This window comes from Dyella koreensis (assembly GCF_044904565.1).
In the GTDB taxonomy this organism is placed as follows: domain Bacteria; phylum Pseudomonadota; class Gammaproteobacteria; order Xanthomonadales; family Rhodanobacteraceae; genus Dyella_D; species Dyella_D koreensis.
In genome coordinates this window covers 229,609-253,304 of sequence record NZ_JADIKD010000007.1, presented here as the reverse complement: position 1 = coordinate 253,304, position 23,696 = coordinate 229,609, and the positions used below count along the sequence as shown (strand labels likewise).

Here is a 23,696-nt window from a genome sequence, read left to right as displayed (position 1 = left end):
CTGCTAGCAGGGGGAGGTTGGGAGGGGGTAAGCCCTTGGTTCAACCTCTCCTGCTGGGCTTTCTCAAGTACTCACCCCTCCCCAACCCTCCCCTGTCCCACGGGACTAGCTTCGCGTCGCGAGCAGGGGAGGGAGTAAGAGCGGGTGCCAGGCAACTTGTCATGAGGACAGACAAATGAAGAGCAACATCAGCGTATGGGGTGCGTGCGCCTGGATGACCATGGTCATGAGCTTTACGTCGATGGCAATGGCCGCACCGGACCAGGCGACCACCTGGAACGGCAAGACCGCACCATTGGCAACGCCGTGGACCGCTGAGGTATCGCCAAGCAACGCGTTGCCCGAATATCCGCGCCCGCAGCTGGCACGCCCATCGCTGGATCATCCGCAATGGATGAGCCTCAACGGGCTGTGGCAGTACGCGCCGGGCGACGGGCAGGGCGCGCCGCCGTTCGGTCAGACGCTGAAGGACCAAGTGTTGGTGCCGTATCCGATCGAGTCGGTGCTCTCGGGTGTGCAGAAGCATGCGGACTTCATGTTCTATCGCCGGCTGGTGGAGATCCCGGCAGCTTTCACCGCGCATGGCCAGCACGTGCAACTGAATTTCGGCGCGGTAAGCCACGACGCCACGGTGTACGTCAACGGCAAGCAGGTGGGGCGTCATGCCGGCGGCTATACATCCTTCAGCGCGGACATCACGTCGGCACTTCGCCCGCACGGGCCACAGGAGATCATTGTTGCCGTGCATGCGCCGGTAGACGGCGCCAACATCATGGTCGGCAAGCAGCGGCTGAAACCCGAGGGCATCTTCTACACCGCGGCCTCGGGAATCTGGCAATCGGTGTGGCTGGAGCCGGTGCCGGCCATCAGCGTGGCGCAACTGAGCTTCACCCCGGCGAGCAGCCTGGACGCGTTTACTGTTACTTCGAAACTGCACGGCCGCAGCGCGGGCGCCACGCTGCATGTCACCGCCTACGCGGATGGAAAAGCAGTGGGCGAGGCGAGCGGACCGGCTGGCCAATCGCTGCATCTGGCTATTGCACATCCGCGCCTATGGAGCCCGCAGGATCCCTTCCTGTACACCTTCAAGGCCACGCTCACCCAGGGCGATCAACGCGACGAGGTGACCAGCTATGCCGGCCTGCGCACCATCGCTGTCGCGAAGGTGGGTGGACGCAACCGCATCGTGCTGAATGGTAAGCCGACCTTCCTGCTGGCCACGCTGGATCAGGGCTACTGGCCGGACGGCATCTACACCGCACCTACCGACGCGGCGCTCAAATTCGACATACAGAAGACCAAAGACCTGGGCTTCAACACCATCCGCAAACACATCAAGGTGGAGCCGGCGCGCTGGTACTACTGGACCGACCGTATCGGCCTGATGGTATGGCAGGACATGCCGGCGCTGCCGACCGGGAACAACGACAAACTCAGCGGGGCGGACAAGGACAGTTTCCGCGCGGATGTCTCAGCCATCGTCGATCAGCTCGAGGGCGTAACCTCGATCATCGGCTGGATCCCGTTCAACGAGGGCTGGGGGCAATGGAGCATTCCGGCCGCCGCCGAGCTGTCCAAGCAGATCAAGCAACGCGACCCCTCGCGCCTGGTCGACGCGCGCAGCGGCGCCAACTGCTGCGACACCAAGGGCGATCCGCATGCCGGCGACGTTTACGACGTGCATGAGTATCAAGGCCCCGGCCTACCCAGTCCGGATGCGGAGCGCGCCGCCATCGACGGCGAGCACGGAGGCCTGACCCTGGGCATTCCCGGCCACGTCTGGCCCAACACGCCGATCAACCCCTACGGCACAGTAAAGGACCGCGCCGCGTTGATCGACGGCTACGTCGCCAATACCGCCGTGCTGCGTGACAAGGGGGCGCCCAAAGGCATGTCCGGCAGCGTCTATACCCAGATCACCGATGTCGAGGGCGAGCACAACGGCCTGTACACCTACGACCGCAAGGTCGAAAAGGTGGACGAGGCTAAGGTGCGTGCGATCAATGAGGCGACGATACGCGCGGGTGGACAGCCCTGAGACCTGCGCATAGCGGGGCGATGAGGTTGTTGGTCACAGCCATTATCGAAGGTCCTGAAGAGAGCCGTGATCTGCGCGCGATCACGTTTGGCACTTTAGCCACGGACTGCCATGTCCGCTTCCGACCCGAAGCGGACATGGCATGGTGCCGTTGGCGCGCAACTTGAGTTCGCCGGCGTCACGTGTTGGAAGTCATCACCTTCTGGACGATTTTCCACGTTCCATGAACCTTCAAGCACGACAGCATATCCGTGAAGACGCGCGGATGGACCTGCAATTTCACCTTCAAGATCGCGAGCTCCTTCTCAGCATCTATGGATAGGATCTGGTCATCACGCTCGAAGCCCTGCTGTTTCGGCGCTTTCATGTTGCGTACGGCTGCTAGCCAGGCCGCAATCGGCGTCACGCTCACGTTGCCGTCTTCGCTGATCTTTGTCACGGAACTCGATGGGTGAAACAGGGATGAAAATTTCTCAGCATCCATTTCATAAGCGGCATCGAAGTAGGTCTGAGCGATCGATCGCAAAGCGGGAATATCTGAATTCATAGCGGCCCTCGAAAGTTTGTTGCGTTGGGCCGATTCATGCGGCCCGGCCATTCCGTGCCAAGCATCAAGCGCCTGTGCATCGGCAGAAAGTCTTGGCGTTGCGTTGCTGACCAAGCGTAGAGGGGAGTCGTTTATGAGGATAGGGCTGTTGTGGTTTAAGGTGTCATGAGTGATATTCATCAATCATGAGAAACGAACTGAACGAACTCGCTACTTTCGCGATGGTTGCCCGGGAGCGAAGCTTTACTCGAGCTGCGGCAAAACTAGGTGTCTCCCAGTCTGCGCTGAGCCACACGATTCGCGGGCTCGAAGAGCGACTTGAGTTACATCTTCTCGCTCGAACAACGAAGAGCGTCGCGCCAACCGCTGCAGGGGCTGCTCTCTTGAAAGATTTGTCTCCGGCGCTTGAGCAGATAGCTCAGGCCCTGGACAGAGCGCGAAGCATCCGGCGTCGCCCTGCGGGCCGCCTTCGCATTGTGATGTCACGCTCGGCCGCCGTAATGGTATTGCTGCCACGGCTCACGGCATTCGCGAAGGCCTATCCTGACATCGTTCTCGACGTTGTCACCGTTACTGGCCCTGTAGACCTCGTTGCGGGCGAGTTCGATGCCGGTATTCAGCTCGGCGAGTACATTCAGAAGGACATGATTGCCGTGCGCGTCACGCCGGAGTTGCGGCTGGCGGTAGTGGGGTCGCCGGGCTATTTCGCGTCACGAAGCATTCCGCAGAAGCCGACGGATCTCAGTGATCATCGATGCATAACGCTACGCCTTCCGAGCGGCCCCTATCGATGGGAGTTCGAGCGCGGACGAAAGTCGGTCACGGTCAGCGTGAACGGCCCGCTCATCATCGACGACACTCACTTGGTGATCCAGGCGGCGCTCGCTGGGGCGGGCCTCGGTCTCGTCTATGAAGAGCAGGTCGCCAAGGACATCGCTAAGCGGCGGCTTATCCGCGTGCTGGAAGATTGGACGCCGCCGATTCCCGGCTTCTTCATGTACTACCCCAGTCGTCAGCATCAGCCTTCTGCATTGGCTGCGCTAGTGAACGCGCTGCGACTCCCGTGACAAGCGTTGCAGGGCGTCGGATCGGCAAGGATCGATTATATGTTTCTGCTGGAAGCACGCCCGCGACTTGATACAGTACGACGATAAACCCGCACGAACCTGAGGTGAGCCACCTATGGGCAAACTACCTTCCCGTGCTACGCCGGAACCGCAGAGTTTTCGGTCATCGAAAGCACTTCGCGCATGGATGACGAAGGAGCACGCTAAAGCCCCTGGTCTGCTCCTGCGAATTTACAAGAAGGACTCTGGCGTTCCATCAGTCACGTATGCCGAGGCGCTTGACCAGGCGCTATGTTTCGGTTGGATAGATGGGCAAAAGCTACCGCTTGACGAAAACTCCTGGGTGCAAAAATTCACCCCGCGCAGGGCGAAAAGCGGTTGGTCCAAGAAAAATGTTGCGCATGTGGATCGGCTTATCCAGGAGGGCCACATGACGCCTGCTGGTCTCAAGGAGGTAGAAGCGGCCAAAGCCGACGGGCGCTGGGCTACTGCGTACGACTCTTCTGCTAATGCAACGGTGCCTCCGGAGTTCGTCGAGGAGCTCGCACGTAACGCCAAGGCAAAGCAGTTTTACGCGACACTCAACAAGACCAATCTGTATTCGATTGCCTACCGGTTGCAAACAGCAAAGCGCCCAGAGACAAAGATCAAGCGCATAAAGCTGATTGTGGAGATGCTTGCGCGCGGCGAAAAATTTCACTGACTGCCCAGGCCCGTGCTTCGAAGCACTGTCATTCGCCACTTCCGTGTCCATGACCGCCTCTCCTGAGCTGCTCTCTCCAGGTGTGGCCGCCGATAGGCTGCTTTTCTTTTATGCCCAATATCGGAATGATCTGCATGTTCGCTTTCGACCCAAAGCGGTCTTCAGCGCAGACCCGCAAGAGTCGCCTCTAGCCGGAGTAACTGTATGCCCATTCCTTCCACCATCGGTGCCTTCGCTATCGTTCCTAGCAACGATTTGCACGCCGCGCTTCCGTTTTGGGAGCGCCTGGGCTTTGCCCGCACGGGTGGCGACGCCAACTACTTCATCATGACCGGCTGGGGTTGCGAGGTGCACTTGATCCAGGCAGGAACTGGCCCCTGGGCCGTTCCGCAGGAGCACAACCCCTTCGGTGTCTTCATCCGCACGCCGGAAGTAGAGGCCATTGCCGCGCGCGTGGATGACCTGGTCATCCGCCCTGGTGGCGTCCTGCGGCACCGTGAGTGGGGTCTCTATGAGGTGGGGATATGCGGGCCCGACGGCCTCCTTATCCGCATCGGCTGGCCCTCCCGCCTCGTGCAAGATGGCGAAGCCAAGATGGGCAACTGACGAGTCCAACATCTTTACGTCTGCTTTCGACCCGAAGCGGACCTGGTGTAGACAATGGAGGGGAGATGCGAGGCGTTGGAACTAGTCGGATAGCAAGGACTGCATGGTGCGCGGTCTGCTTGACTACATACCTATTTCTTCAGGCCTATTTCGGGAGTGAATCTACTGAGCCGCGTTCTGGCTTCGGTTCCGCATTCGGCAGCCTCGTTGTCGTTCTCGCTATCTGGGGCTTGGTTGATGCCAAGCTGAAGAAGCTTGGAAAGTCATAAGCGTCTGGGGTCGGTACGGAAAAAGGAAATGTCCGCTTTCGACCCGTAGCGGACATTGAATATCGGGGAAGGAAATGTCGAAAGCGTTTGGTTTCCATGACGTGCTAGAGCCAAATGGCAGTGGCGCCAAGGTCATTCGAGTCCAGGCGAAGATACACATGCTTAGTGCCCAAGGGGGCGGTCGGACCAGTCCGGTAACGACTCGATATCGGCCAAATCACAATTTTGGTGGCGTTGCCGGTCTGACCTTTTACATTGGTCAATTCGAAGTTCCGGGGGATCGCTGGGTTGAGCCTGGGGAGACCGCCGAGCTGGTGGTCGAGTTTCTGAACGTCGTGGGGATAGCGGAGCTATTACAGCCCGGGCGCCGCTGGCGAATTCAGGAGGGTGGAAAGCTAGTCGGTGAGGCAGAGGTTATTTCTGTTCTTTGACGGCATGTCTGCTTCCGACACATTGCCGACATCGTCAAAACGCAGCTAGGACTTCTCCAGTGAATGTTTCGCCGCAAGACAAAGAGCTTTTGCGCAGGATCGATGAAGTTCTTCACTACATGTGGGATCCCATCGGAATTGCCGGTGTCCCCCAGGCCAGAGATGAGTACGAAAGCTATGTTTCGCAGGTCTTCCAGCTACTCAAGGCCACTGTCGACGGGAAGGATGTCGCCGAATACTTGCATTGGTTGAGCACAGAACATATCGGTATGGCCGCCAACCCGGATCAAGACTCGAAAGCTGTGGGTCTCCTCCTGGGATGGCGGGATCATCTCAGTGGCTAGCCTGGCCAATGTCTGCTTCCGGCCCGAAGCGGACACTTTCCAGATTCGGTGGAAAGCCGGGATGGCGTCAGTGCGCTCCGAATACTCTCGCCAAAATTAGAGCCAGGATCAGGGAAATCCACAGTTAGGTGCGGACATCTCATCAATTAATGAGACAACTAAGTGCGGTAGATCGTTGCTGGGTGGGCTCTTGGCTAAACCCTACGCCGGCCGAACACATTCCACGTTGCATACTGCCCCAGTAGTGTGTAGAACGTGGTTAAAACGTGGGTTTATTGATCCTAACTTTATGGCAGTGCTAGAATTTTAGACCACAGAGGTTTTTTCTATGTCTGCCGCGGCTCTCTTCAGCAATATTCCACAGCAAGACCTTCTGGGATTTGGATTGGGCCCCCAATTCCAGCCCCGGCGCGTCACCGAGTGGCTAGATCTCCGAAAGACGGATGTCTCTCGGGTCGCCGATGTTTCGCCCAATTCTGTGCGCTACGACGAAGAGATTCCGGTTGCGATGCGTGATCGCCTCGAAGAGATTGCAATGACATGCAATCTCGTAGCCGAGGCATTTGATGGCGATGTCGTGAAGACCGCCATGTGGTTTAAGGCGCGAAACCCTCTGCTTGGAGATGTCTCGCCAAGAGACATGGTCCGCCTCGGAAGGTTTGATCGGCTCCGCAAGTTCATCATCAACGCTATGAACGAACGGGCGGCCCCGAGGGTCGCAGCTGAGTGACGCGGCACCGGGGTAAACAACCACCGCCGCAGCACCCGCCGATCAACGAGACACCGGATGTCCGCGGCATTCTCGAACTCGATCGCTTCTCTTCTGTCGACTTGGATCGCTGGAAGCGCTTTTCTGCGGACCTGGACGAGTACAACGATGTCCTCTACTTCGGCGTAGAGCCACAACGCCAACGCTTCAAGGACGATGTCCGCGCCGCACTAGAATCCGTGCCTGCATTGCCGGTTGATATACGCGGCTGGACACGCCTCGTCACATACCGGTTTTCCCTCAACCCGCTCTCGGCTGCAGGTTCGCTTACGGACTTCGGCGGTCGTTTCAATATTGGCCGGGATGTCGAAAAGGCCATGCAGAACCCGTGGCCGGCACTGTACATCGCGGAGGATTTCGAGACGGCGTTCCGCGAGAAATTCCAGATCGCCATGGGGGCGACGAGCGATGGTTTACGCGCAGAGGACTTCGCACTTGCGCCGTTAAGTAGCTTTTCAAGTGTGCAGCTCGACGGCCATATTGAGCGCATTTTCGACCTTGGGGAGCCGGCACACCTCGAAAAGCTCTGCGCGGTATTGCGCAAGATGAAGCTGCCCGCAGAAGTGAGTCAGATTCAGAAGCGCCTCGGCTTGCCGACAAATCACGCATACATGGTCCGTACGCCTGGTCGCCTGGTCCAAGATGTCCTCATCAACAACTGGCGCATTGCGCCAGCGCAGTACGGTCTTCCGGCCACAAGCCAAATATTCGCCGGCATGGTGCGTGACGCAGGCTTTGAGGGCATTCGATATCCGTCCACCAAAGGGGGTGGTCACTGCGTCGCGCTATTCCCCGACCGGATTGTGAGCGAACTCACGCGCCTTGAGCTGCATGACTCGGCTCCACAAGAGATCAAGCACCGATCGATTTCCATGGAGAACGCCGCCCAACTCTGCGGTTGGGAGTTACTGCACCCGCGGCAGCGACCACGTGCCGAGAGCGACGGCTAGGTGTGAAAGTTTTTCGGAGTGTCCGCTTCCGACCCAAGGCTGACATGCTTGACCAGCAGAAAAAATCACCGACTCGATCGGATCAACCCATACAGGAAATAGCATGGAAATTGGACGTGAGCGAGCGTTGGTCCTCCATGGTGGCGGGGCGGCTGGCAACGCGTGGGAGATCGGTGTCGTCGCCGGCTTGTTCGATGCCGGGCTGGATGTGACCAAGGCCGATGTGATCATAGGGACATCGGCTGGATCGACGGCCGCGGCCCAGATCACCAGCGCGACTCCGACCGAGCTGTTTGCCGCCATCCTCTCCGCCGCGCCCCAGCAACGGACTGCTCCGGGCGGACCCGAGGGCGGGCGCGTTCCCATTGGGCCGGCGGCGGACCATATGGAGATAACAAGCCGAATCATCGCTGCCGCTGAGGATGCGGCTGACATGCGCCGCAGAATGGGAGCGGCGGCGCTCGAAATGGATGCGTCGTCGGATGGCTCCGGGCAAGCACAGTGGCGCGGTGTGGTCGCGGCTCGTCTGCCCAGTCAGCGCTGGCCGGAACAGCCGTTGCTCATCACGGCGGTCGATGCCCATACCGGTGAACCGGTGGTGTTCGACCGCCATAGCGGAGTCGATCTGGTGGACGCCGTTGCCGCCAGCACTTCCAATGGCTTCGGTGTCCCTCCCTACAGCATCGGCGACAACCGATACATCAACGGCGGCTACCGACGCAACGAGAATGCCGATCTGGCAGCCGGATACGCACGGGTGCTGGTGCTGTCACCCTTCGGTGGCAGATCACGGCATCCGGTGGAGTGGGGCATGCACCTCGCCGCACAGGTCGACGAACTCCGCGCAAGCGGCAGCAGAGTCGAGACGATCTTTCCGGACAGCGATTCGCTCAACGCGTTCGGCGTCAACATGATGGATCTGTCGACACGTCCGCCCGCCGCTCAAGCCGGTTACCACCAAGGCAGGGCCCTTGCCGGGCAGCTCACTGAATTCTGGCGCTGACGCCTAACATCTGCTTTCGACGGCGATTCACAAAGCATCGTTAGACGGGCTGGCACCTTGTTCTGCCTTGATGAATGCCATCTCCTAACCTGATCAAATGCCGGACACCTACATGGAGGCCGACGCATGCACGCCACTCGTCATGACAACACCGTGAAGCTTGAAGGCGGGTGCTATTGCGGTGAAGTCCGCTACACCGCCGAAGGGGTGCCCATGTTGAAGGCGCAGTGCCATTGCCGCGAATGCCAGTACTTCAGCGGCGGCGCTCCGCATATGTTCCTGCTGATGCCCTCCGACGGCTTCCGTTACACCCAAGGGGAGCCCCGGCGGTTTTCGCGAAGCGATCTGGAGCATCCCGTGACGCGGGAATTCTGCGCGACATGCGGCACGCAGCTGATCACCCGACGGCCGGGTCTGGACGCCATCATTCTGAAAGTCGGTACGCTCGACGATCCTGTCGTTTTCGGCCAGCCGCAGATGGCGATCTTCACGGTGGACAGGCAGCCCTTCCATCAGATCCCCGACGGCTTGCCGACCTTCGAGCGCATGCCGAAGCGATAAGGGGCGCAGCTTTGGCGGACTGAGTTCGGCGCCGACTTACGTAGCGCCTGGCGCTCCCTAAACACCCGTGTTTTTAAGCGTTTTCAACAGCATCTCCCACGCGGTGGGGCGCATATGCATGCCGATCATGCGCAGTCCGTCGGTGTCGATGGGTGTTGCCTCGACCGAATGCTTCAGTTCCAACAATGACTCAGGCTGCAACAGCACGCCCTTCGGTCCCAGTGGCATGACCATTTCGCCGGTATGCAGCAGGTGCGCTCCGGCAATCCAGGTCATCTGCATGGGTTGCTCGCCTTCGTTCACGGGGTACAGCACGATGGCATTCCGTCCTTCGCCGATGGTTGTCGCCTTCGATACCGAACGAATGATGGGGGCGACAGGGTGGGTGGCGAGCGCATCCGGTGCCAGGGTGTGTGGTGCATCGAGCATGGCGCGGATGACGGCGACGTTGCGGTCGCGCACATAGATGGGAATGCCGCGCGCCGCATACTCGCGCACGCCGGCCACGTGCCAGTAGAACGCGGTGGAGGTGATGAGCGCTTTAACGCGCATGCCCGGAAAACGTCGCGCCGCTTCATCGAGCACCTTGCGCGAATAGCCGGTGGAGATGGGGGCGTCGATGATCACCAGCCCATCGTCCTGGCGCACGATGGTGCTGAACCATGAGCCGGGGATCTGCACGATGCCGGTGGCGATTTCTTCAATGGGCGCTTTGGGATCGGGCGCCAGTCCCACGGGTTGGCCGAGTACAAGGTCATCCAGCATCACGTGGGACATAGGGGCGGAGGTTTCGGGCATGGCGAAGGCGTTCGCTTCGAGCGCCGCATCTGTATGCAGATCGTTGCAGACAGTCGTTCTCAGGTGCACCCCGTTGCGGAACAGGTCCGATTGCACGGGATAGCGCAGGCCATCGAACAGCGCGTAGTTCATCAACTCGATTCGATCGGTCAGGTCGCCCATGGCGTTATAGGCAAGATCGATGCTGTTGGCGCGCTGTAGCACGCGCGTCACTTCGATGGCGCTGGGCAGGCCAGTGGTGGCATCGAGAAACAGGCGCACCGGATAACGCCCCACGTGGTACGAAACGACGTGCTGCGGAATGCCATGCGGCGAGGCGTCCTTCTCTCGCACGAGATCACCGGCCTTCTCGGCGAGGAGGAGCGCGGTGATCGGCTCATCGACGTTCCACACGGGGGGGCGCGTCGCTGTGCACCGTCCTTGGCGGGTTGCCGGCCATCGTTCTGTCGGTGCGTTCCTCAGTCGGCGTCAGCAGTGTTCGCGTATGCAGCGAGGTGGGCTCAGCGCCGGCACCGAGCTGGGTCTCGTCGGTCAATCGCCGGCCGCCCCGCAAATCATCCAGGACGGTAGCGTGGGCGGCGCCCTGGAAAATATAGGGCGCATCGGCATGGTCGAACTCGACCGTATCCCAGCTCGCACTGATGATGTCGGCGCGCAACGCGGCTACCTGATGCAGGTCATGGGTCTGGCCCATGGCCTTCAGTGCCTGGGCAACCAACGCCTGCGCGCTGGCATCCGCGGCATGGCTCGGCGTACTGAGCAAAAGGCTGGCGGCGACGGCAAAGGAGAGCTTGATCAGTGCTTCGGATCGCATGGATAACCTCAATAGAAGGCGCCCCGCGCATCGGCTAAGGAGTTCCTGCCCGTTGCGAGGGAGAGAGCCAGAGTGTGTCGCCCCTGATGGGCGCGCAGCGGTTATGGGACAAGCGGTACCGTAGCCGGGTCCGGCGGCACCCGGGCGATGCGAGCGGTGCCGGAGTCAACGCATAGCCAGAATGGGACCGGCGCGCGCAACCTGGCGCCGCACCCCCGTCACGACAACTCCCCGACACGCGTCAAGAAAGCGCCACGGCACGCCACCGGCCCTCGCCAACCCGCGCTACGAAGCCATTTCTCCTGATGGCACACGGATTGCTTTTAGACCTTGGCCCGGCGCGGCGATGCATCGCTGCCGGGCATGGATCCGTTTCTTTTAGAGGTCATGCATGTCGAACGCAGAGCAAGTTCCCGCCGAGGTTCCCGCCACGAAGGCAGGTGGCGGGCGGGGTGTGGTTGTGATTCTGGCGGTGGCGCTGCTGGTGGTGTCGGCGGTGTGCGGCTATGCCTTGTACACGCTGCGCAGTCATGGCGCGGCGGCGGAAGGGCATGCGGCCGATGCCAAGGCGGCGGACAAGCCCAAGGGGCCGGAGCTGTATCTGCAGCTCGATCCCGCCTTCGTGGTGAACTTCCAGAAGGCCGATTCGCTCAGCTATCTGCAGGTGGGCGTGACCTTGATGGCGCACGACCCGGCGGCGATCCAGGCCGCGAAGGATGCCGATCCGGTGATCCGCAACGCATTGGTGATGCTGTTCTCCAGCCAGGACTACACCGCGCTGGTCGACACCGCCGGCAAGCAGAAGCTGCAGTCGAAGGCGCTGTCGGCGGTGCAGAAGATCGTGGAAGACAAGCTCGGCCGTCCCGGCGTGGACGCGCTGTACTTCACCAGTTTCGTGATGCAGTGAGGACACCGTGAGCGAGCTGCTCTCCCAGGAAGAAATCGACGCGCTGCTCAACGGCGTCAACGGTGGCGACGTGGTCACCGGTGGCGACGAGCCGCCGCCGAAAGACTCGGTGCTTTCCTACGATTTCACCCAGCAGGACCGCATCGTGCGCGGCCGCCTGCCGACGCTGGAGATGGTCAACGACCGCTTCGCGCGCTACTTCCGCACCGGCGTCTTTGGCGTGCTGCGCAAGACCTGCGAGGTCTCGGTGCTGGGCGTGAAGATGATGAAGTTCAGCGAGTACGTGCATGGCCTGGCCGTGCCGAGCAATCTGAACCTGGTGAGGGTGAAGCCGCTGCGCGGCACGGCGCTGATGGTGATGGAGCCGCGCCTGGTGTTCACCGTCATCGACAACTTCTTTGGCGGCGATGGCCGCTACCACGCGCGTATCGAGGGTCGCGACTTCTCGCCGACCGAGTCGCGCGTGATCCAGATTGTGCTGGCCGAGATCTTCACCGCGATGGTGGAGGCCTGGGCGCCGGTGCTGCCGCTGAACTTCGAGTTCCTCAACTCGGAGATCAATCCGCAGTTCGCCAACATCGTCAGCCCCACCGAAACGGTGGTGGTGTCGCGCTTCCATGTGGAGCTGGACGGTGGCGGCGGCGAAATTCATCTGACCCTGCCGTATTCGATGGTTGAGCCGATCCGCGTGCTGCTCGATGCCGGCGTGCAGAGCGACCGCGTCGAGCGCGACGAGCGCTGGCTGGAAAGCCTGCATCAGGAAGTGCTGGATGCCGAGGTCGAACTCAGCACCATGCTGCTGGAAACCAGCATGAACATCGGTGACTTCCTGCGCCTGCGTCCCGGCGACGTGATTCCCGTGAACATGCCTGAGCTGTGCACGGTGTTCGCCGAGGACGTGCCGATCTTCCGCGGCCATCACGGTAAATCCGGCGGCCACAAGGCCGTGCGCTTCCAAGCTTTGGCCGGACGCCGCGAAGTGCGCGCGTCCGCCGACTTCTCCAACGGGAACCCTTCCGCATGAGCACCACCAATGATTCCGCCACCCTGCTCGATCCCGCCGGCCGTCCCGAATACGAAACCATGCTCGGCGTGGCGGGTGAGGGTGGTGATGTCAATCTCGACCTGATCCTCGACGTGCCGGTGACGCTGGCGATGGAAGTGGGCCGCACGCGAATCAGCATCCGCAACCTGCTGCAGCTCAACCAGGGCTCGGTGGTGGAACTGGATCGCGCGGCCGGCGAACCGCTGGATGTGTTCGTCAACGGCACGCTCGTTGCGCACGGCGAAGTGGTGGTGATCAACGAGAAGTTCGGCATCCGCCTGACCGACGTGATCAGCCCCGCCGAGCGCGTGCGCAAGCTGCGCTGAGGTGCTGACGATGCTCGCCGCCGCCTTGCCGGCCGCCGATATCAGCGTGGGTGCGGAATTGCTGCGCGTGGTGCTGAGCCTGGCCGGCATCATCCTGCTGATCTTCGCCGCAGGCTGGCTCAGCCGCCGCCTGCAAGCGCGCACGCAGCCGGGTGGCAGGCGCATCCGTTGCGTTGAATCCTTCGCGGTCGGCGCGCGTGAGCGCGTGTTGCTGCTGGATGCCGATGGCAAACGCCTGTTGGTGGGCGTCGGGCAGGGCGGCATGCGCACACTGCATGTCTATGACGGTGCGGCAACCGCGCCGGCCGATGCGCCGCCGGCGCCACCCGCTTCGTCATTCGCCGACGTGCTCGGCCTATGGAAGCGCAAATGATGAAGTGGCTGCGCGTACTGATCCTTCCCCTCTTGTTGCTGACGCCGTTCGCGGCACTGGCGGAGCCGGCCGGCATTCCCGTGCTGAATGTGCAGAACGCGGCAGGTGGCGGGCAGAGCTGGACGTTGTCCCTGCAGTTGCTGGCGTTGATGACGGTGCTGACGCTGTTGCCGGCGATCCTGCTGATGATGACGTCGTTCACGCGCATCATCATCGTGCTCGGGTTCTTGCGGCAGGCATTGGGCACACAGTCCACGCCGCCGAACCAGGTGCTGTTGGGACTGGCGTTGTTTCTCACCTTGTTCGTGATGACGCCGGTGCTTAATCACGCCTACCAGGATGGTGTGAAGCCTTATATGGATGGGCAGCTGACGGTGGAGCAGGCGATTCCTGCGGCAGCCGCCCCGTTCAAGCATTTCATGCTCGACCAGACGCGCGATGCGGATCTGCAGCTGTTTACCAAGCTGGCGAATGAGCAGCCGTATGCGGACAAGAGTGCGGTGCCGTTTCGGGTGGCGATGCCGGCGTTTGTGACCAGTGAGTTGAAGACGGCGTTTCAGATGGGGTTTTTGTTGTTCATTCCCTTTCTGATTATCGATCTGGTGGTGGCGAGTGTGTTGATGTCGATGGGCATGATGATGGTGTCGCCGATGATCATCTCGTTGCCGTTCAAGATTATGTTGTTTGTGTTGGTGGATGGGTGGGCGTTGTTGTTGGGGACGTTGGCGGGGAGTTTTTACTCATGACGGCGTCGCTGGCTTTGGCTCCCTCTCCCTTCCGGGAAGAGGGTTGGGGTGAGGGGCGGGTGCTCGGCTCACCGTCTCTACTTTGTCATCTCTGCGTAGGCAGGGATCCAGTGGCAGCATCGCTCGACCTTGGCGACTGCTTGCCCAGGCTCGCCTGCCGCGGGCTTCCGTCTCGCTGCCGCGAGCCGGGTCACTTTTCTTTGCTTGCCCAAAGAAAAGTAACCAAAAGAAAAGGCACCCCTCTTACGCGCCCTCCGGGCTTCGCCCTCCGGGTCCGTGAGGGTTGGCCGGGCTTTTCGACACGACATCCCTGTCGTGTCGAAAAGGCGCAGGCATCCCTGCCTGCGCCCCCTTCGGGGCCTTTTCGTCCAACCCTCACCGCTCCACAGGGGACCCGGTTACGGGCTCGCTTCGCATCGCCTTTTAGAGCAATAGCTCCCTCTCTCCTCCGGGATGAGGGTTCGAGGCTTGTGGAGCGGTTTCCGTCTGCTTCTGTGGTGGCGTCATGACTCCCGAGTCCGTCATCGAGTTCGGCCAGCACGCGCTCTACATCGCGATGCTGGTAGCAGCGCCACTGCTACTCACCGCCCTGGCCGTCGGCCTGCTGATCGGTGTGATCCAGGCTGCTACGCAGATTAATGAAATGACGCTGAGCTTCATTCCGAAGCTTATCGCGATGGCGTTGGTGGCGTTGATTACGGGGCCGTGGATGTTGCGCACGTTGGTGCAGTTCACGCGGCATCTGATCGAGGGGTTGCCGGGGGCGGTGCGGTGAATAATGTGGATCTCGCTCAGTTGCCGGTGTGGCTTGGTGGCCTGATGTGGGCGATGGGGCGTGTGGCGGGGTTGTTTTTGATGGCACCGGTGTTTGGGGCGTCGGTGTTGCCGGCGCGGATCCGGGTGGCGTTGATTCTGTTGTTGACGATGGTGTTGGCGCCGTTGGCGCCGGCGCGGATCGATCCGATGACGGCGGATGGCATGGCCACGATGGCGGGGCAGGTGCTGATCGGGGCGGCGGTGGGTTTTGTGTTGCGGCTGACGTTTGAGGCGGTGGCGTTCGGTGGGCAGCTGGTGGCGCAGAGCATGAGTCTTGGCTTCGCCGAAGTGGTGAACCCGCAGGGTGGTGGTAGTTCGCCGGTGTTGAATCAGTTTTATCTGTTGCTGGTGACGCTGTTGTTCCTGGCGATGGATGGGCATTTGCGTTTGATCGCGCTGCTGGCGGATAGCTTCACCAGCTTGCCGCCGGGGACGGATGCGATCACGTCGAATGGGTTGCATGCGGTGGTGGCGTTCGGCTCGCAGTTGTTTGCCGGTGCGGTGCGGGTGGCGTTGCCGGCGATGACGGCGTTGCTGGTGGTGAATATGGGGTTTGCGGCGATCAGCCGCGCGGCGCCGTCGATGAATCTGTTCGCGGTGGGTTTCCCGATCACGATCTGTCTGGGCTTTATCGCTCTGTGGCTGGCCTTGCGCAGCCTGCCGGGCGCATTCGCGTCCTTGCAGGACAGTGCATGGTCGTTGATGCACGAACTGGTCGGAGGCTAGGGCGATGTCCGAGCATGACGATCAGGAACGCACCGAAAAACCCTCAGAAAAACGCCTGCGCGAAGCGCGGGAGAAGGGCGATGTTCCGCGCTCGCGCGATCTTTCCGGTGCGATGGTGGTGTTGGCTGGTGTGGCTGCCTTGATGAGCGGCGGCGAGCGTGCGTTCCTGCATGCGCACAAGATCTATGCGATGAGCCTGGGTTATGGGCGCGAAGCGCTGTTCTCGGGTGAGTTGCCAGCGCGTGTGCTGGGAGCGGCTTTGCGCGAGGCGTTGTTGCTGTTCACGCCAGTGGCGGTGGCGACGCTGTTGGCGACATTCGCGGCACCGATCCTGCTGGGTGGTTTGAGTTTCAGCGGGCAGGCGTTGGAGCCGAAGTTCGATCGGCTTGATCCGATCGCGGGGTTCGGGCGCATCTTCGCGCTGCGTGGGTTGGTGGAGCTGGCCAAGTCGCTGCTGAAGCTGCTCTTTATCGGCTCAGCGCTGGCCTGGGTGTTGTGGCATTCGCAGGATGCGATGCAGGCCACGGGGCGCGGCACGGTGGTGTCGGGGATTGCGCATGCGTTGGCTTTGCTCGGGCGTGCGGCCTTGTTGTTCGGCACCATGCTGGCGCTGATCGGCGGCATCGACGCGGTGTACCAGCGTTTCGACTACGGCAAAAAGTTGCGCATGAGCAAGCAGGAATTGCGCGACGAGATGAAAGAGAACGAAGGCAACCCCGAGCTCAAGGGGCGTATCCGCCAGGTGCAGCACCAGCTGGCACGCCGCCGCATGATGCAGGAGCTGCCTACGGCCGATGTGGTGGTGACCAATCCCACCCACTTCGCGGTGGCGCTGAAGTACGACGATGGCCACATGCGTGCGCCGCGCGTGATCGCCAAGGGTGTGGACGTGCTGGCGATGCAGATCCGTCAGGTTGCCGGCAGTCATCGCATTCCCATGGTGGAGGCGCCGCCGCTGGCGCGTGCGCTGTATGCCACTACTGAGCTGGGGCGCGAGATTCCTGCGTCGCTGTATATCGCGGTGGCGCAGGTGCTCGCCTATGTGTTCCAGCTGCGGCAGGCCGTTGCGCATGGCGATGCACCGCCACCGCCACCTACGCCGGATGTCGATCCTGATTTGATGGGGCCGTACCGTGAAAGCTAGTGCACATCCTCGCGAGCCTTGGCTCCTCCCCCTGCTCGCAGGGGGAGGCTGGGAGGGGGTAAGCCCTTGCGACAACCTCGCCCGAGCGCCTTCTCAAGTACTCACCCCTCCCCAACCCTCCCCTGCAAGCAGGGGAGGGAGCAGGGTTTCGTGAGCTTTGGCTCCTCCCTCTGCTCGCAGGGTGAGCCCCTGCGACCACCTCGCCCGAGCGCTTTTTCAAGTACTCACCCCTCCCCAACCCTCCCCTGTCCCACAGGGACTAGCTTGCGCGTCGCAAGCAGGGGAGGGAGTTTGTTTTTTCCGGAAGGTAACTGACCCATGGCCGTCGCCAGCAGCGTATTCGACACATTCAAACAGGTGAGCCGCCGCGGTGCGGGTGCGCCGGTGATCATGCTGGCGATGCTGGCGATGATGATGTTGCCGCTGCCGCCGTTCCTGCTGGACATGCTTTTCAGCTTCAACATCGCGCTGTCGCTGGTAATCCTGCTGGCGGTGATTTATGTGATGCGGCCGCTGGAGTTCGCCGCGTTCCCCACCGTGGTGCTGATGGCGACGCTGCTGCGCCTGGCGTTGAATATCGCTTCCACGCGCGTGGTGCTGCTGCACGGACACAACGGTCCCGGCGCGGCAGGCAAGGTGATCGAAGCCTTTGGTGAGTTCGTGATCGGCGGCAACTTTGCCGTGGGTCTGGTGGTGTTCGCGATCCTAACCATCATCAACTTCGTGGTGGTGACCAAGGGTGCGACCCGCGTGTCGGAAGTGACGGCGCGCTTCACCCTGGATGCGATGCCCGGCAAGCAGATGGCGATCGATGCCGACCTCAATGCGGGTTTGCTTACGCAGGAGCAGGCGCGTGAGCGCCGCCAGGAAGTGCGCGAGGAAGCGGATTTCTACGGTTCGATGGATGGTGCCTCCAAGTTTGTGCGCGGTGACGCCACGGCCGGCATCCTGATTCTGCTGATCAATATCGTTGGCGGCTTTTTCGTCGGTGTGATGCAGCACGGTCTGTCGGCCGGCGATGCGGCCAAGACCTATACCTTGCTCACCATCGGCGACGGCCTGGTGGCGCAGGTGCCGGCGCTGATGTTGTCGATCGCCACGGCGGTGATCGTCACCCGTGCCACGCGTTCGCAGGATATGGGCCAGCAGTTGGTGGCGCAGGTGTTCGCGCAGCCGAAGGCGCTGGCCGTGGCGGGCGTGGTGCTGGGTGTGATGGGCCTGGTGCCCGGCATGCCGAACATTGCGTTCCTGCTGCTGGGCGCGGCCTGCGGTGGCGCGGCGTGGATGATGATCAAGCGCGAGCGCGACACGCGCGCCAAGCTCGCGGAAGAAGCCGCCGAGCCGGCACCCGCGGCGCCGCCGGCAGAGCGGGTGGAGCTGGGTTGGGAAGATGTGGCCGGCGTCGATCCGGTAGGGCTGGAAGTGGGTTATCGCCTGATTCCGCTGGTCGACAAGAACCAGGGCGGCGAGCTGATGGGGCGCATCAAGTCGGTGCGTCGCAAGCTGTCGCAGGAGCTGGGCTTTCTGGTGCCGGCGGTGCATATCCGCGACAACCTGGACCTGGGGCCCAACACCTATCGCATCACTCTGATGGGCGTGCCGATGGGCGAAGCCGAGGTGCATAACGAACGCCTGCTGGCGATCAATCCCGGCCGCGTGCATGGTCCGCTGCAAGGTATCGCCACACAGGATCCGGCCTTCGGTCTGGAAGCGGTGTGGATCGAGAACGGCCAGCGCGAGAACGCGCAGGCGCTGGGTTACACCGTGGTCGATCCGGCCACCGTGGTCGCCACGCATCTTTCTCACATCCTGCAAGGCCACGCGCACGAACTGCTCAGCCACCAGGACGTGCAGCAGCTGCTGGACCGCCTCGCCGGTGTCGCGCCAAAGCTGGTGGAAGACCTGGTGCCCAAGCGCATGTCGCTGGGCGTGGTGGTCAAGGTGCTGCAGAACCTGCTGGCCGAGCGGGTGCCGATCCGCAACATGCGCAGCATCGTCGAATCCTTGGCGGAACACGCGGGCCAGAGTCAGGATCCCGGCGCGCTTACCGCCGCCGTGCGCGTCGCACTGGGCCGCCAGATCGTGCAGGAGATCGCCGGGCTGGGCACGGAGATTCCGGTCATCACGCTGGCGCCGGACCTGGAGCAGATCCTGCTCACCTCGCTCGGAAACGGCGGTGTGGCGGGCGCGGCGGTGGAGCCGGGTCTCGCCGACCGCCTGCAATCGAGCGTCGCCGACGCCGCGCGCCGCCAGGAAATGAGCGGCGAACCGGCCGTGTTGCTGGTCGCGCCGCAGCTGCGCACATGGCTCGCGCGCTTCACTCGCCACGTGGCACAGAACCTGCACGTACTGGCCTACAACGAAGTGCCTGACAACCGTCGGGTGCGATTGGTGCAGGCGCTGGGGCGATAGGTGATGACGATGGGGAACTGGGAATGGGGAACGGGGAACGGGGGCTGGCCGCGCGTGGTTGCGGTGCTTTGCGTTGATCGGACGTCCAAATGCCAGGGGTGGCCCGCGGTGCCGCTTTTGTTCCCTGTTTCCCATTTTCCGTTCCCCGCCCCTCGGAGCACTCCATGAAGATCAAGCGTTTCGTGGCCCCCGACATGCGCCAGGCGATGCGCGAAGTACGCGAAGAGCAGGGCCCGGATGCGGTGATTCTTTCCACGCGCCGACTCGACGATGGCGTGGAAATCATTGCCGCGGTCGATTACGACGAAGCCCTGGTGCGCGAAGCCGCGCGCTCCGGCGAGCCGTTGCCGGCGGAGACACGCATCAAGCCCGCCGCTGCCGGAACCACGGCGGCGCCAACCACGAAGTCACCGGCGCCCGCGGTTGTGGCAGTCAACGAACCGCCCGCCTTGCATCCGGTGATCGAGCAGGCCGCGCTGGACACCGCGCGCATGCGCGCCGAACTGGGCAGCCTGCGCGAACTGCTGGAATCGCAGATGGCCAGCCTGGCCTGGAACGATATGCAGCGCCGTCATCCACTACGCGGCCGCGTACTGCGCGACATGGCGCGGCTCGGCATCGAGGCGGATGTGGCACGCAAGCTCGCCGAAGAATTGCCCGATCAGCTCAGCGCGGATCAGGCGCGCTATCTGCCGCTGGGCGTGCTGAGTCGCAGCCTGAGCATCACCGGCCATGACATCGCTGCGCACGGCGGCGTGACTGCGCTGGTCGGACCCACCGGCGTGGGCAAGACCACCACCATCGCCAAGCTGGCGGCGCGTGCAGTGCTCCGCCACGGCGCATCGCAGGTGGCGCTGGTGAGTACCGACAACTACCGCATCGGCGCCGCCGCGCAGCTGGAACATTACGGACGCCTGCTCGGCGTGCGTGTGTTCCCCGCGCATGACGCGGAAAGCCTGCGTGAAGTGCTGGATGTGTTGCGCGGTCGTCGCGTGGTGCTGGTGGATACCGCCGGCGTCGCCGGCAGCGATCCGCGCCTGCAACAACAAATGGAACTGCTGCGCAGCGCCGGTGAAGTGCGCACCTGCCTGGTGCTGGCCGCGAACGCGCAGGCGCAGGCCATCGACGACATGGTGCGCGCGTATATGCCGCAGCATCCGCAAGCCTGCATCCTGACCAAGCTGGACGAGGCGCCCAGCCTCGGCGGTGCATTGTCGGCGCTGATCCGCCACCGCCTGCCGCTGGACTACACCACCGATGGCCAGCGCGTGCCGGAAGACATCACCGCCGCCGATGCGCGCGTGCTGGTGTGCCGCGCGGCGCAGGTGCTGAAGGGCAATGCTCCGGCGATCGATGACAGTCATATGGCCGAGCGTTTCGGTCTCGCCCTGGCGAACGCTTGATGAGCACCTTAGCCATGAACTCGTTTGCGATGAATCAGGCTTGGGGCCTGAAGAACATGTTCTCGGCGCTGACCTCATTGCCAGGCGCGGAAGCGCCGGTGGTGAATCCGGCGTCGGATGACATGCCCGTCGCGCCGCCGCGCCGTTGCCGCGCGATCACCATCGCGGGCGGCAAGGGCGGCGTAGGCAAATCCACGGTGGCGGTGAATCTGGGCATGGCGTTGTCCATGGCGGGGCACGACACCATGCTGCTCGACGCCGACATGGGCCTGGCCAATCTCGATGTACTGCTCGGCCTGAGTCCGGCGCGACACATCGGCCATCTGCTCGACGGTACCTGCAGCCTGAAAGAACTGATGCTGCCGGCACCGCACGGTCTGAAAGTGATTCCCGCCGGTTCCGGCGCGCGTCGGCTGGCTCAGCTCGACACGCGCGAGCACGCGGCAGTGATCCGCGCCTTCGACGAACTGCCCGATCCGCCGGAGTACCTGCTGGTGGATACCGCGGCCGGCGTGTCCGACAACGTGGTGATGTTCGCCGCCGCCGCCGATGACGTGGTGCTGGTGGTGTGCGACGAGCCCGCCTCGCTGACGGATGCGTATGCGCTGACCAAGGTGCTCAGCCGCGACTTCCGCGTGCGCCGCTTCCACGTGGTGGCGAACATGGTGCGTCACGCCGGCGAGGCGCGGCAGCTCTATGAAAAGCTCGCGCGCGTATGCGACCGCTTTCTCGACGTGGCGCTCGATTTCATGGGCACGGTGCCCTACGACGAACATTTGCGGCAGGCCATCCGGCGCCAGAGCGCTGTGGTGGATTTATGGCCGGCCAGTCGTGCGTCGCGGGGATTCAAGCAAATGGCGGGTGTGGTCGATACATGGGGGGAACCCCAGAGATCGGGCCGTGACCGGATTGCCTTTTTCGGTGGTCGGGCCGCACCGGATGGCGTCGGTAAGGGGTGGTGAGATGAGCGTGGCTTCCGAATACCTACAACTGCAACGCGAAAGCACAGAGGAAATGGTGCGCCGGCATGCGCCTCTGGTGCGCCGTATCGCCTATCACCTGATGGGCCGGCTGCCGCCGAGCGTGGATGTGGATGACCTGGTGCAGGCCGGCATGATCGGTCTGTTGGAAGCGGCGCGAAATTACGCCACCGACCGGCTGGCGAGCTTCGAGACGTATGCGGGCATCCGCATCCGCGGCGCGATGCTCGACGAGTTGCGCAAGACCGATTGGACGCCCCGCTCGGTGCATCGCAAGTTGCGCGAAGTGACCGAAGTGGTGCGGCAGATCGAGAACGAAACCGGCGCCGATGCCGCCGACGCCGAAGTCATCCGGCGCATGGGCATCAGTGTGCAGGAGTACCACCAGATCCTGGCGGACGCCGCCAGCGCGCGCCTGCTCAGTCTCTCCGCGCCGGAGGACGACGACGATGGCGCCGCGCTCGACGTGGCCGACCAGGAAGGGCTGGGTCCGCAGGACCGTATCGAACAGGAGGGCATGCGCCACGCCCTGGTCGACGCGATCGGCGGCCTGCCCGAACGCGAACAGTTGGTGATGTCGCTGTACTACGAGCAGGAGCTGAACCTGAAAGAGATCGGCGCCGTGCTCGGCGTGACCGAATCGCGTGTGTGCCAGATCCATGGGCAGGCGCTGATCCGGTTGAAGGCGCGCATGACGGGTTGGCGGGATGAGGCGGGGAACGGGGAGCGGGGAACGGGGAACGGAGGGCGTCGTCGCGAGGCGAAAGCCACCCCACCCTCCCAACGCTAAAGCCGCTGTTCCCTGTTTCCCCATCCCCCGTTCCCGCTCTTTCTCTACCCCCACAAGGACTTCCGGAGTTTCCCGTTGGACAAGAACATGAAAATCCTGGTGGTCGACGACTTCTCCACCATGCGGCGCATCGTGCGCAACCTGCTGGTCGAGCTGGGTTTCAGCAACCCGCTGATCCAGGAGGCGGACGACGGCGTGAATGCGATCGACATGCTCAAGAAGATGCCGTTCGACATGGTCGTCACCGACTGGAACATGCCCAACATGACCGGCATCGACCTGCTGCGCGCGATCCGCGCCGAGCCGGCCCTGAAAGGGCTGCCGGTGCTGATGGTTACCGCCGAGAACAATCGCGACCAGATCATTGCCGCCGCTCAGGCCGGTGTGAATGGTTACATCGTCAAGCCCTTCACCGCGGCCACGCTGAAGGAAAAGCTCGACAAGATTTTCGAGCGGCTTGCCGCACAAGGAGCAAGCGCATGAGCGCAGTGATGACCTCCACGTTGAGCAGTGGCCTGCCGCCGGAATTGCAGCAACTGCTGCATAGCCCGGAAGGCCCGGCCTTCGAGCAGGCGCTGGATACCATGGTGCGCCAGCGCGAACAGCATCTGTTCCGCGCGCTCGGCCTGCTGGCGCGCGATCTGCACGAAGCCGTACGCCGCCTTGGTGGCGAACTGGCGCAGGAAGGTGTGCCCGACAGCGTCGCCGATGCGCGCCAGAATCTGCACGACGTACTGGAAATGAGTTCCAAGGCGGCGCATCGCAGCATCGATTTCGCCGAGCGCATGCGTCCGCAGGCCGAAGCGCTGGAGAACAATGCCGGCGAAGTGCTGGAGTGGAGCGAGGCGGGTCAGCCGGCCGCGGTGCTTGCGCATCAGGCACGCGATTTCGCCATGCAGTGCCGCGAAGGTCTGTCCGATATGGTGATGGCGCAGTCCTGGCAGGATCTCTCCGGCCAGCGCATCAAGAAGGTTGCCACCTTCATCGGCAGCGTGGAGTCGTCTCTGCTCGAACTGGTTCGCCTCACCGGCGCACTGGCGGGCGGCGAGGCGCCGGTGGCCGCGGCCAAGGTGTCGAGCCAGGACGAGGCCGACCGCCTGCTCAGCGAATTCGGTTTCTGAGCGGCCC

27 protein-coding genes are annotated in these 23,696 nt (G+C 62.6%); 24 read left to right on the top strand and 3 right to left on the bottom strand.

Annotation, left to right across the window (positions count from 1 at the left end; all coding sequences use genetic code 11):
- Positions 1 to 175: 175 nt before the first annotated feature.
- Positions 176 to 2,038 carry a glycoside hydrolase family 2 protein gene (locus ISS97_RS05010; protein WP_379985976.1) on the top strand — a complete coding sequence of 621 codons (1,863 nt, stop codon included), beginning with the start codon at positions 176 to 178 and terminating at the stop codon, positions 2,036 to 2,038.
- A 178-nt stretch (positions 2,039 to 2,216) separates the two neighbouring features.
- Here the strand turns inward: ISS97_RS05010 and ISS97_RS05005 are convergent, their stop codons facing one another.
- On the bottom strand, positions 2,217 to 2,765 hold the full coding sequence (locus ISS97_RS05005) for a nuclear transport factor 2 family protein (protein ID WP_379985975.1): 549 nt from the start codon (positions 2,763 to 2,765) through the stop codon (positions 2,217 to 2,219).
- A gap of 5 nt (positions 2,766 to 2,770) precedes the next feature.
- On the opposite strand from ISS97_RS05005, the gene ISS97_RS05000 reads away from it, so the two are divergent.
- The 9 genes from ISS97_RS05000 (at position 2,771) to ISS97_RS04960 (ending at position 9,288) form a co-directional block, all read left to right on the top strand.
- The gene (locus tag ISS97_RS05000; RefSeq protein ID WP_379985974.1) at positions 2,771 to 3,652 is read left to right on the top strand and encodes a LysR substrate-binding domain-containing protein; all 882 of its coding nucleotides are present in this window, start codon (positions 2,771 to 2,773) and stop codon (positions 3,650 to 3,652) included.
- Between the two features lie 115 nt (positions 3,653 to 3,767).
- Positions 3,768 to 4,355 (top strand): YdeI/OmpD-associated family protein, encoded by a 588-nt coding sequence (locus ISS97_RS04995; RefSeq protein WP_379985973.1) that lies wholly within the window; start codon positions 3,768 to 3,770, stop codon positions 4,353 to 4,355.
- Between the two features lie 204 nt (positions 4,356 to 4,559).
- Positions 4,560 to 4,961, top strand: coding sequence for a VOC family protein (locus ISS97_RS04990; RefSeq protein ID WP_379985972.1), 402 nt, complete (start codon positions 4,560 to 4,562; stop codon positions 4,959 to 4,961).
- Between the two features lie 343 nt (positions 4,962 to 5,304).
- Positions 5,305 to 5,661 carry an EF-Tu C-terminal domain-related protein gene (locus tag ISS97_RS04985; protein WP_379985971.1) on the top strand — a complete coding sequence of 119 codons (357 nt, stop codon included), beginning with the start codon at positions 5,305 to 5,307 and terminating at the stop codon, positions 5,659 to 5,661.
- A 59-nt stretch (positions 5,662 to 5,720) separates the two neighbouring features.
- Positions 5,721 to 6,005, top strand: coding sequence for a hypothetical protein (locus tag ISS97_RS04980; RefSeq protein ID WP_379985970.1), 285 nt, complete (start codon positions 5,721 to 5,723; stop codon positions 6,003 to 6,005).
- Positions 6,006 to 6,333: 328 nt separating this feature from the next.
- Positions 6,334 to 6,735 (top strand): hypothetical protein, encoded by a 402-nt coding sequence (locus ISS97_RS04975; protein ID WP_379985969.1) that lies wholly within the window; start codon positions 6,334 to 6,336, stop codon positions 6,733 to 6,735.
- Positions 6,732 to 7,724, top strand: a complete 993-nt coding sequence (locus ISS97_RS04970; protein WP_379985968.1) for an RES family NAD+ phosphorylase — start codon at positions 6,732 to 6,734, stop codon at positions 7,722 to 7,724. Before ISS97_RS04975 ends, ISS97_RS04970 begins: the two co-directional genes overlap by 4 nt.
- A 103-nt stretch (positions 7,725 to 7,827) precedes the next feature.
- Entirely contained in the window at positions 7,828 to 8,727 is a 900-nt protein-coding gene (locus ISS97_RS04965) for a patatin-like phospholipase family protein (protein WP_379985967.1), read from the top strand.
- Between the two features lie 153 nt (positions 8,728 to 8,880).
- A complete protein-coding gene (locus ISS97_RS04960) occupies positions 8,881 to 9,288 on the top strand; it encodes a GFA family protein (protein ID WP_379985966.1) in 408 nt (135 codons plus the stop codon).
- Positions 9,289 to 9,345: 57 nt separating this feature from the next.
- Here ISS97_RS04960 and ISS97_RS04955 read toward each other — a convergent pair whose 3' ends face one another.
- Together ISS97_RS04955 and ISS97_RS04950 are read right to left on the bottom strand one after the other, a co-directional pair.
- On the bottom strand, positions 9,346 to 10,479 hold the full coding sequence (locus ISS97_RS04955) for an MBL fold metallo-hydrolase (protein WP_379985965.1): 1,134 nt from the start codon (positions 10,477 to 10,479) through the stop codon (positions 9,346 to 9,348).
- Positions 10,463 to 10,900, bottom strand: coding sequence for a hypothetical protein (locus tag ISS97_RS04950; protein WP_379985964.1), 438 nt, complete (start codon positions 10,898 to 10,900; stop codon positions 10,463 to 10,465). Before ISS97_RS04950 ends, ISS97_RS04955 begins: the two co-directional genes overlap by 17 nt.
- A 391-nt stretch (positions 10,901 to 11,291) precedes the next feature.
- On the opposite strand from ISS97_RS04950, the gene ISS97_RS04945 reads away from it, so the two are divergent.
- The 14 genes from ISS97_RS04945 to ISS97_RS04880 all read left to right on the top strand — a co-directional run bounded on the left by ISS97_RS04945 (position 11,292) and on the right by ISS97_RS04880 (position 23,689).
- Positions 11,292 to 11,807 carry a flagellar basal body-associated FliL family protein gene (locus ISS97_RS04945; protein ID WP_379985963.1) on the top strand — a complete coding sequence of 172 codons (516 nt, stop codon included), beginning with the start codon at positions 11,292 to 11,294 and terminating at the stop codon, positions 11,805 to 11,807.
- 7 nt (positions 11,808 to 11,814) lie between these two features.
- The gene (gene fliM, locus ISS97_RS04940) at positions 11,815 to 12,831 is read left to right on the top strand and encodes a flagellar motor switch protein FliM (RefSeq protein WP_379985962.1); all 1,017 of its coding nucleotides are present in this window, start codon (positions 11,815 to 11,817) and stop codon (positions 12,829 to 12,831) included.
- Between the two features lie 59 nt (positions 12,832 to 12,890).
- Complete coding sequence (gene fliN, locus ISS97_RS04935) at positions 12,891 to 13,178, top strand: flagellar motor switch protein FliN (RefSeq protein ID WP_255367205.1); 288 nt, start codon at positions 12,891 to 12,893, stop codon at positions 13,176 to 13,178.
- Positions 13,179 to 13,188: 10 nt separating this feature from the next.
- On the top strand, positions 13,189 to 13,551 hold the full coding sequence (gene fliO / locus ISS97_RS04930) for a flagellar biosynthetic protein FliO (protein ID WP_379985960.1): 363 nt from the start codon (positions 13,189 to 13,191) through the stop codon (positions 13,549 to 13,551).
- Positions 13,536 to 14,297: a flagellar type III secretion system pore protein FliP gene (gene fliP / locus ISS97_RS04925; RefSeq protein WP_379985958.1), complete on the top strand. Its 762-nt coding sequence runs from the start codon at positions 13,536 to 13,538 to the stop codon at positions 14,295 to 14,297. The genes fliO and fliP overlap by 16 nt, the downstream gene beginning before the upstream one ends.
- Positions 14,298 to 14,802: 505 nt before the next feature.
- The gene (gene fliQ / locus ISS97_RS04920) at positions 14,803 to 15,072 is read left to right on the top strand and encodes a flagellar biosynthesis protein FliQ (RefSeq protein WP_379985956.1); all 270 of its coding nucleotides are present in this window, start codon (positions 14,803 to 14,805) and stop codon (positions 15,070 to 15,072) included.
- A complete protein-coding gene (gene fliR / locus ISS97_RS04915) occupies positions 15,069 to 15,839 on the top strand; it encodes a flagellar biosynthetic protein FliR (protein WP_379985955.1) in 771 nt (256 codons plus the stop codon). The genes fliQ and fliR overlap by 4 nt, the downstream gene beginning before the upstream one ends.
- Positions 15,840 to 15,843: 4 nt before the next feature.
- Positions 15,844 to 16,983, top strand: a complete 1,140-nt coding sequence (gene flhB, locus ISS97_RS04910; protein WP_379985953.1) for a flagellar biosynthesis protein FlhB — start codon at positions 15,844 to 15,846, stop codon at positions 16,981 to 16,983.
- 318 nt (positions 16,984 to 17,301) lie between these two features.
- Positions 17,302 to 19,395 (top strand): flagellar biosynthesis protein FlhA, encoded by a 2,094-nt coding sequence (gene flhA, locus ISS97_RS04905; protein WP_379985952.1) that lies wholly within the window; start codon positions 17,302 to 17,304, stop codon positions 19,393 to 19,395.
- A 164-nt stretch (positions 19,396 to 19,559) separates the two neighbouring features.
- Positions 19,560 to 20,798 carry a flagellar biosynthesis protein FlhF gene (flhF, locus tag ISS97_RS04900; RefSeq protein ID WP_379985951.1) on the top strand — a complete coding sequence of 413 codons (1,239 nt, stop codon included), beginning with the start codon at positions 19,560 to 19,562 and terminating at the stop codon, positions 20,796 to 20,798.
- On the top strand, positions 20,798 to 21,760 hold the full coding sequence (locus ISS97_RS04895) for a MinD/ParA family protein (RefSeq protein ID WP_379985950.1): 963 nt from the start codon (positions 20,798 to 20,800) through the stop codon (positions 21,758 to 21,760). The genes flhF and ISS97_RS04895 overlap by 1 nt, the downstream gene beginning before the upstream one ends.
- 1 nt (position 21,761) lies before the next feature.
- A complete protein-coding gene (locus ISS97_RS04890) occupies positions 21,762 to 22,568 on the top strand; it encodes an RNA polymerase sigma factor FliA (protein ID WP_379985949.1) in 807 nt (268 codons plus the stop codon).
- Positions 22,569 to 22,643: 75 nt separating this feature from the next.
- A complete protein-coding gene (gene cheY / locus ISS97_RS04885) occupies positions 22,644 to 23,051 on the top strand; it encodes a chemotaxis response regulator CheY (protein ID WP_090448814.1) in 408 nt (135 codons plus the stop codon).
- Positions 23,048 to 23,689, top strand: a complete 642-nt coding sequence (locus tag ISS97_RS04880) for a protein phosphatase CheZ (protein WP_379985948.1) — start codon at positions 23,048 to 23,050, stop codon at positions 23,687 to 23,689. The genes cheY and ISS97_RS04880 overlap by 4 nt, the downstream gene beginning before the upstream one ends.
- Positions 23,690 to 23,696: the final 7 nt, after the last annotated feature.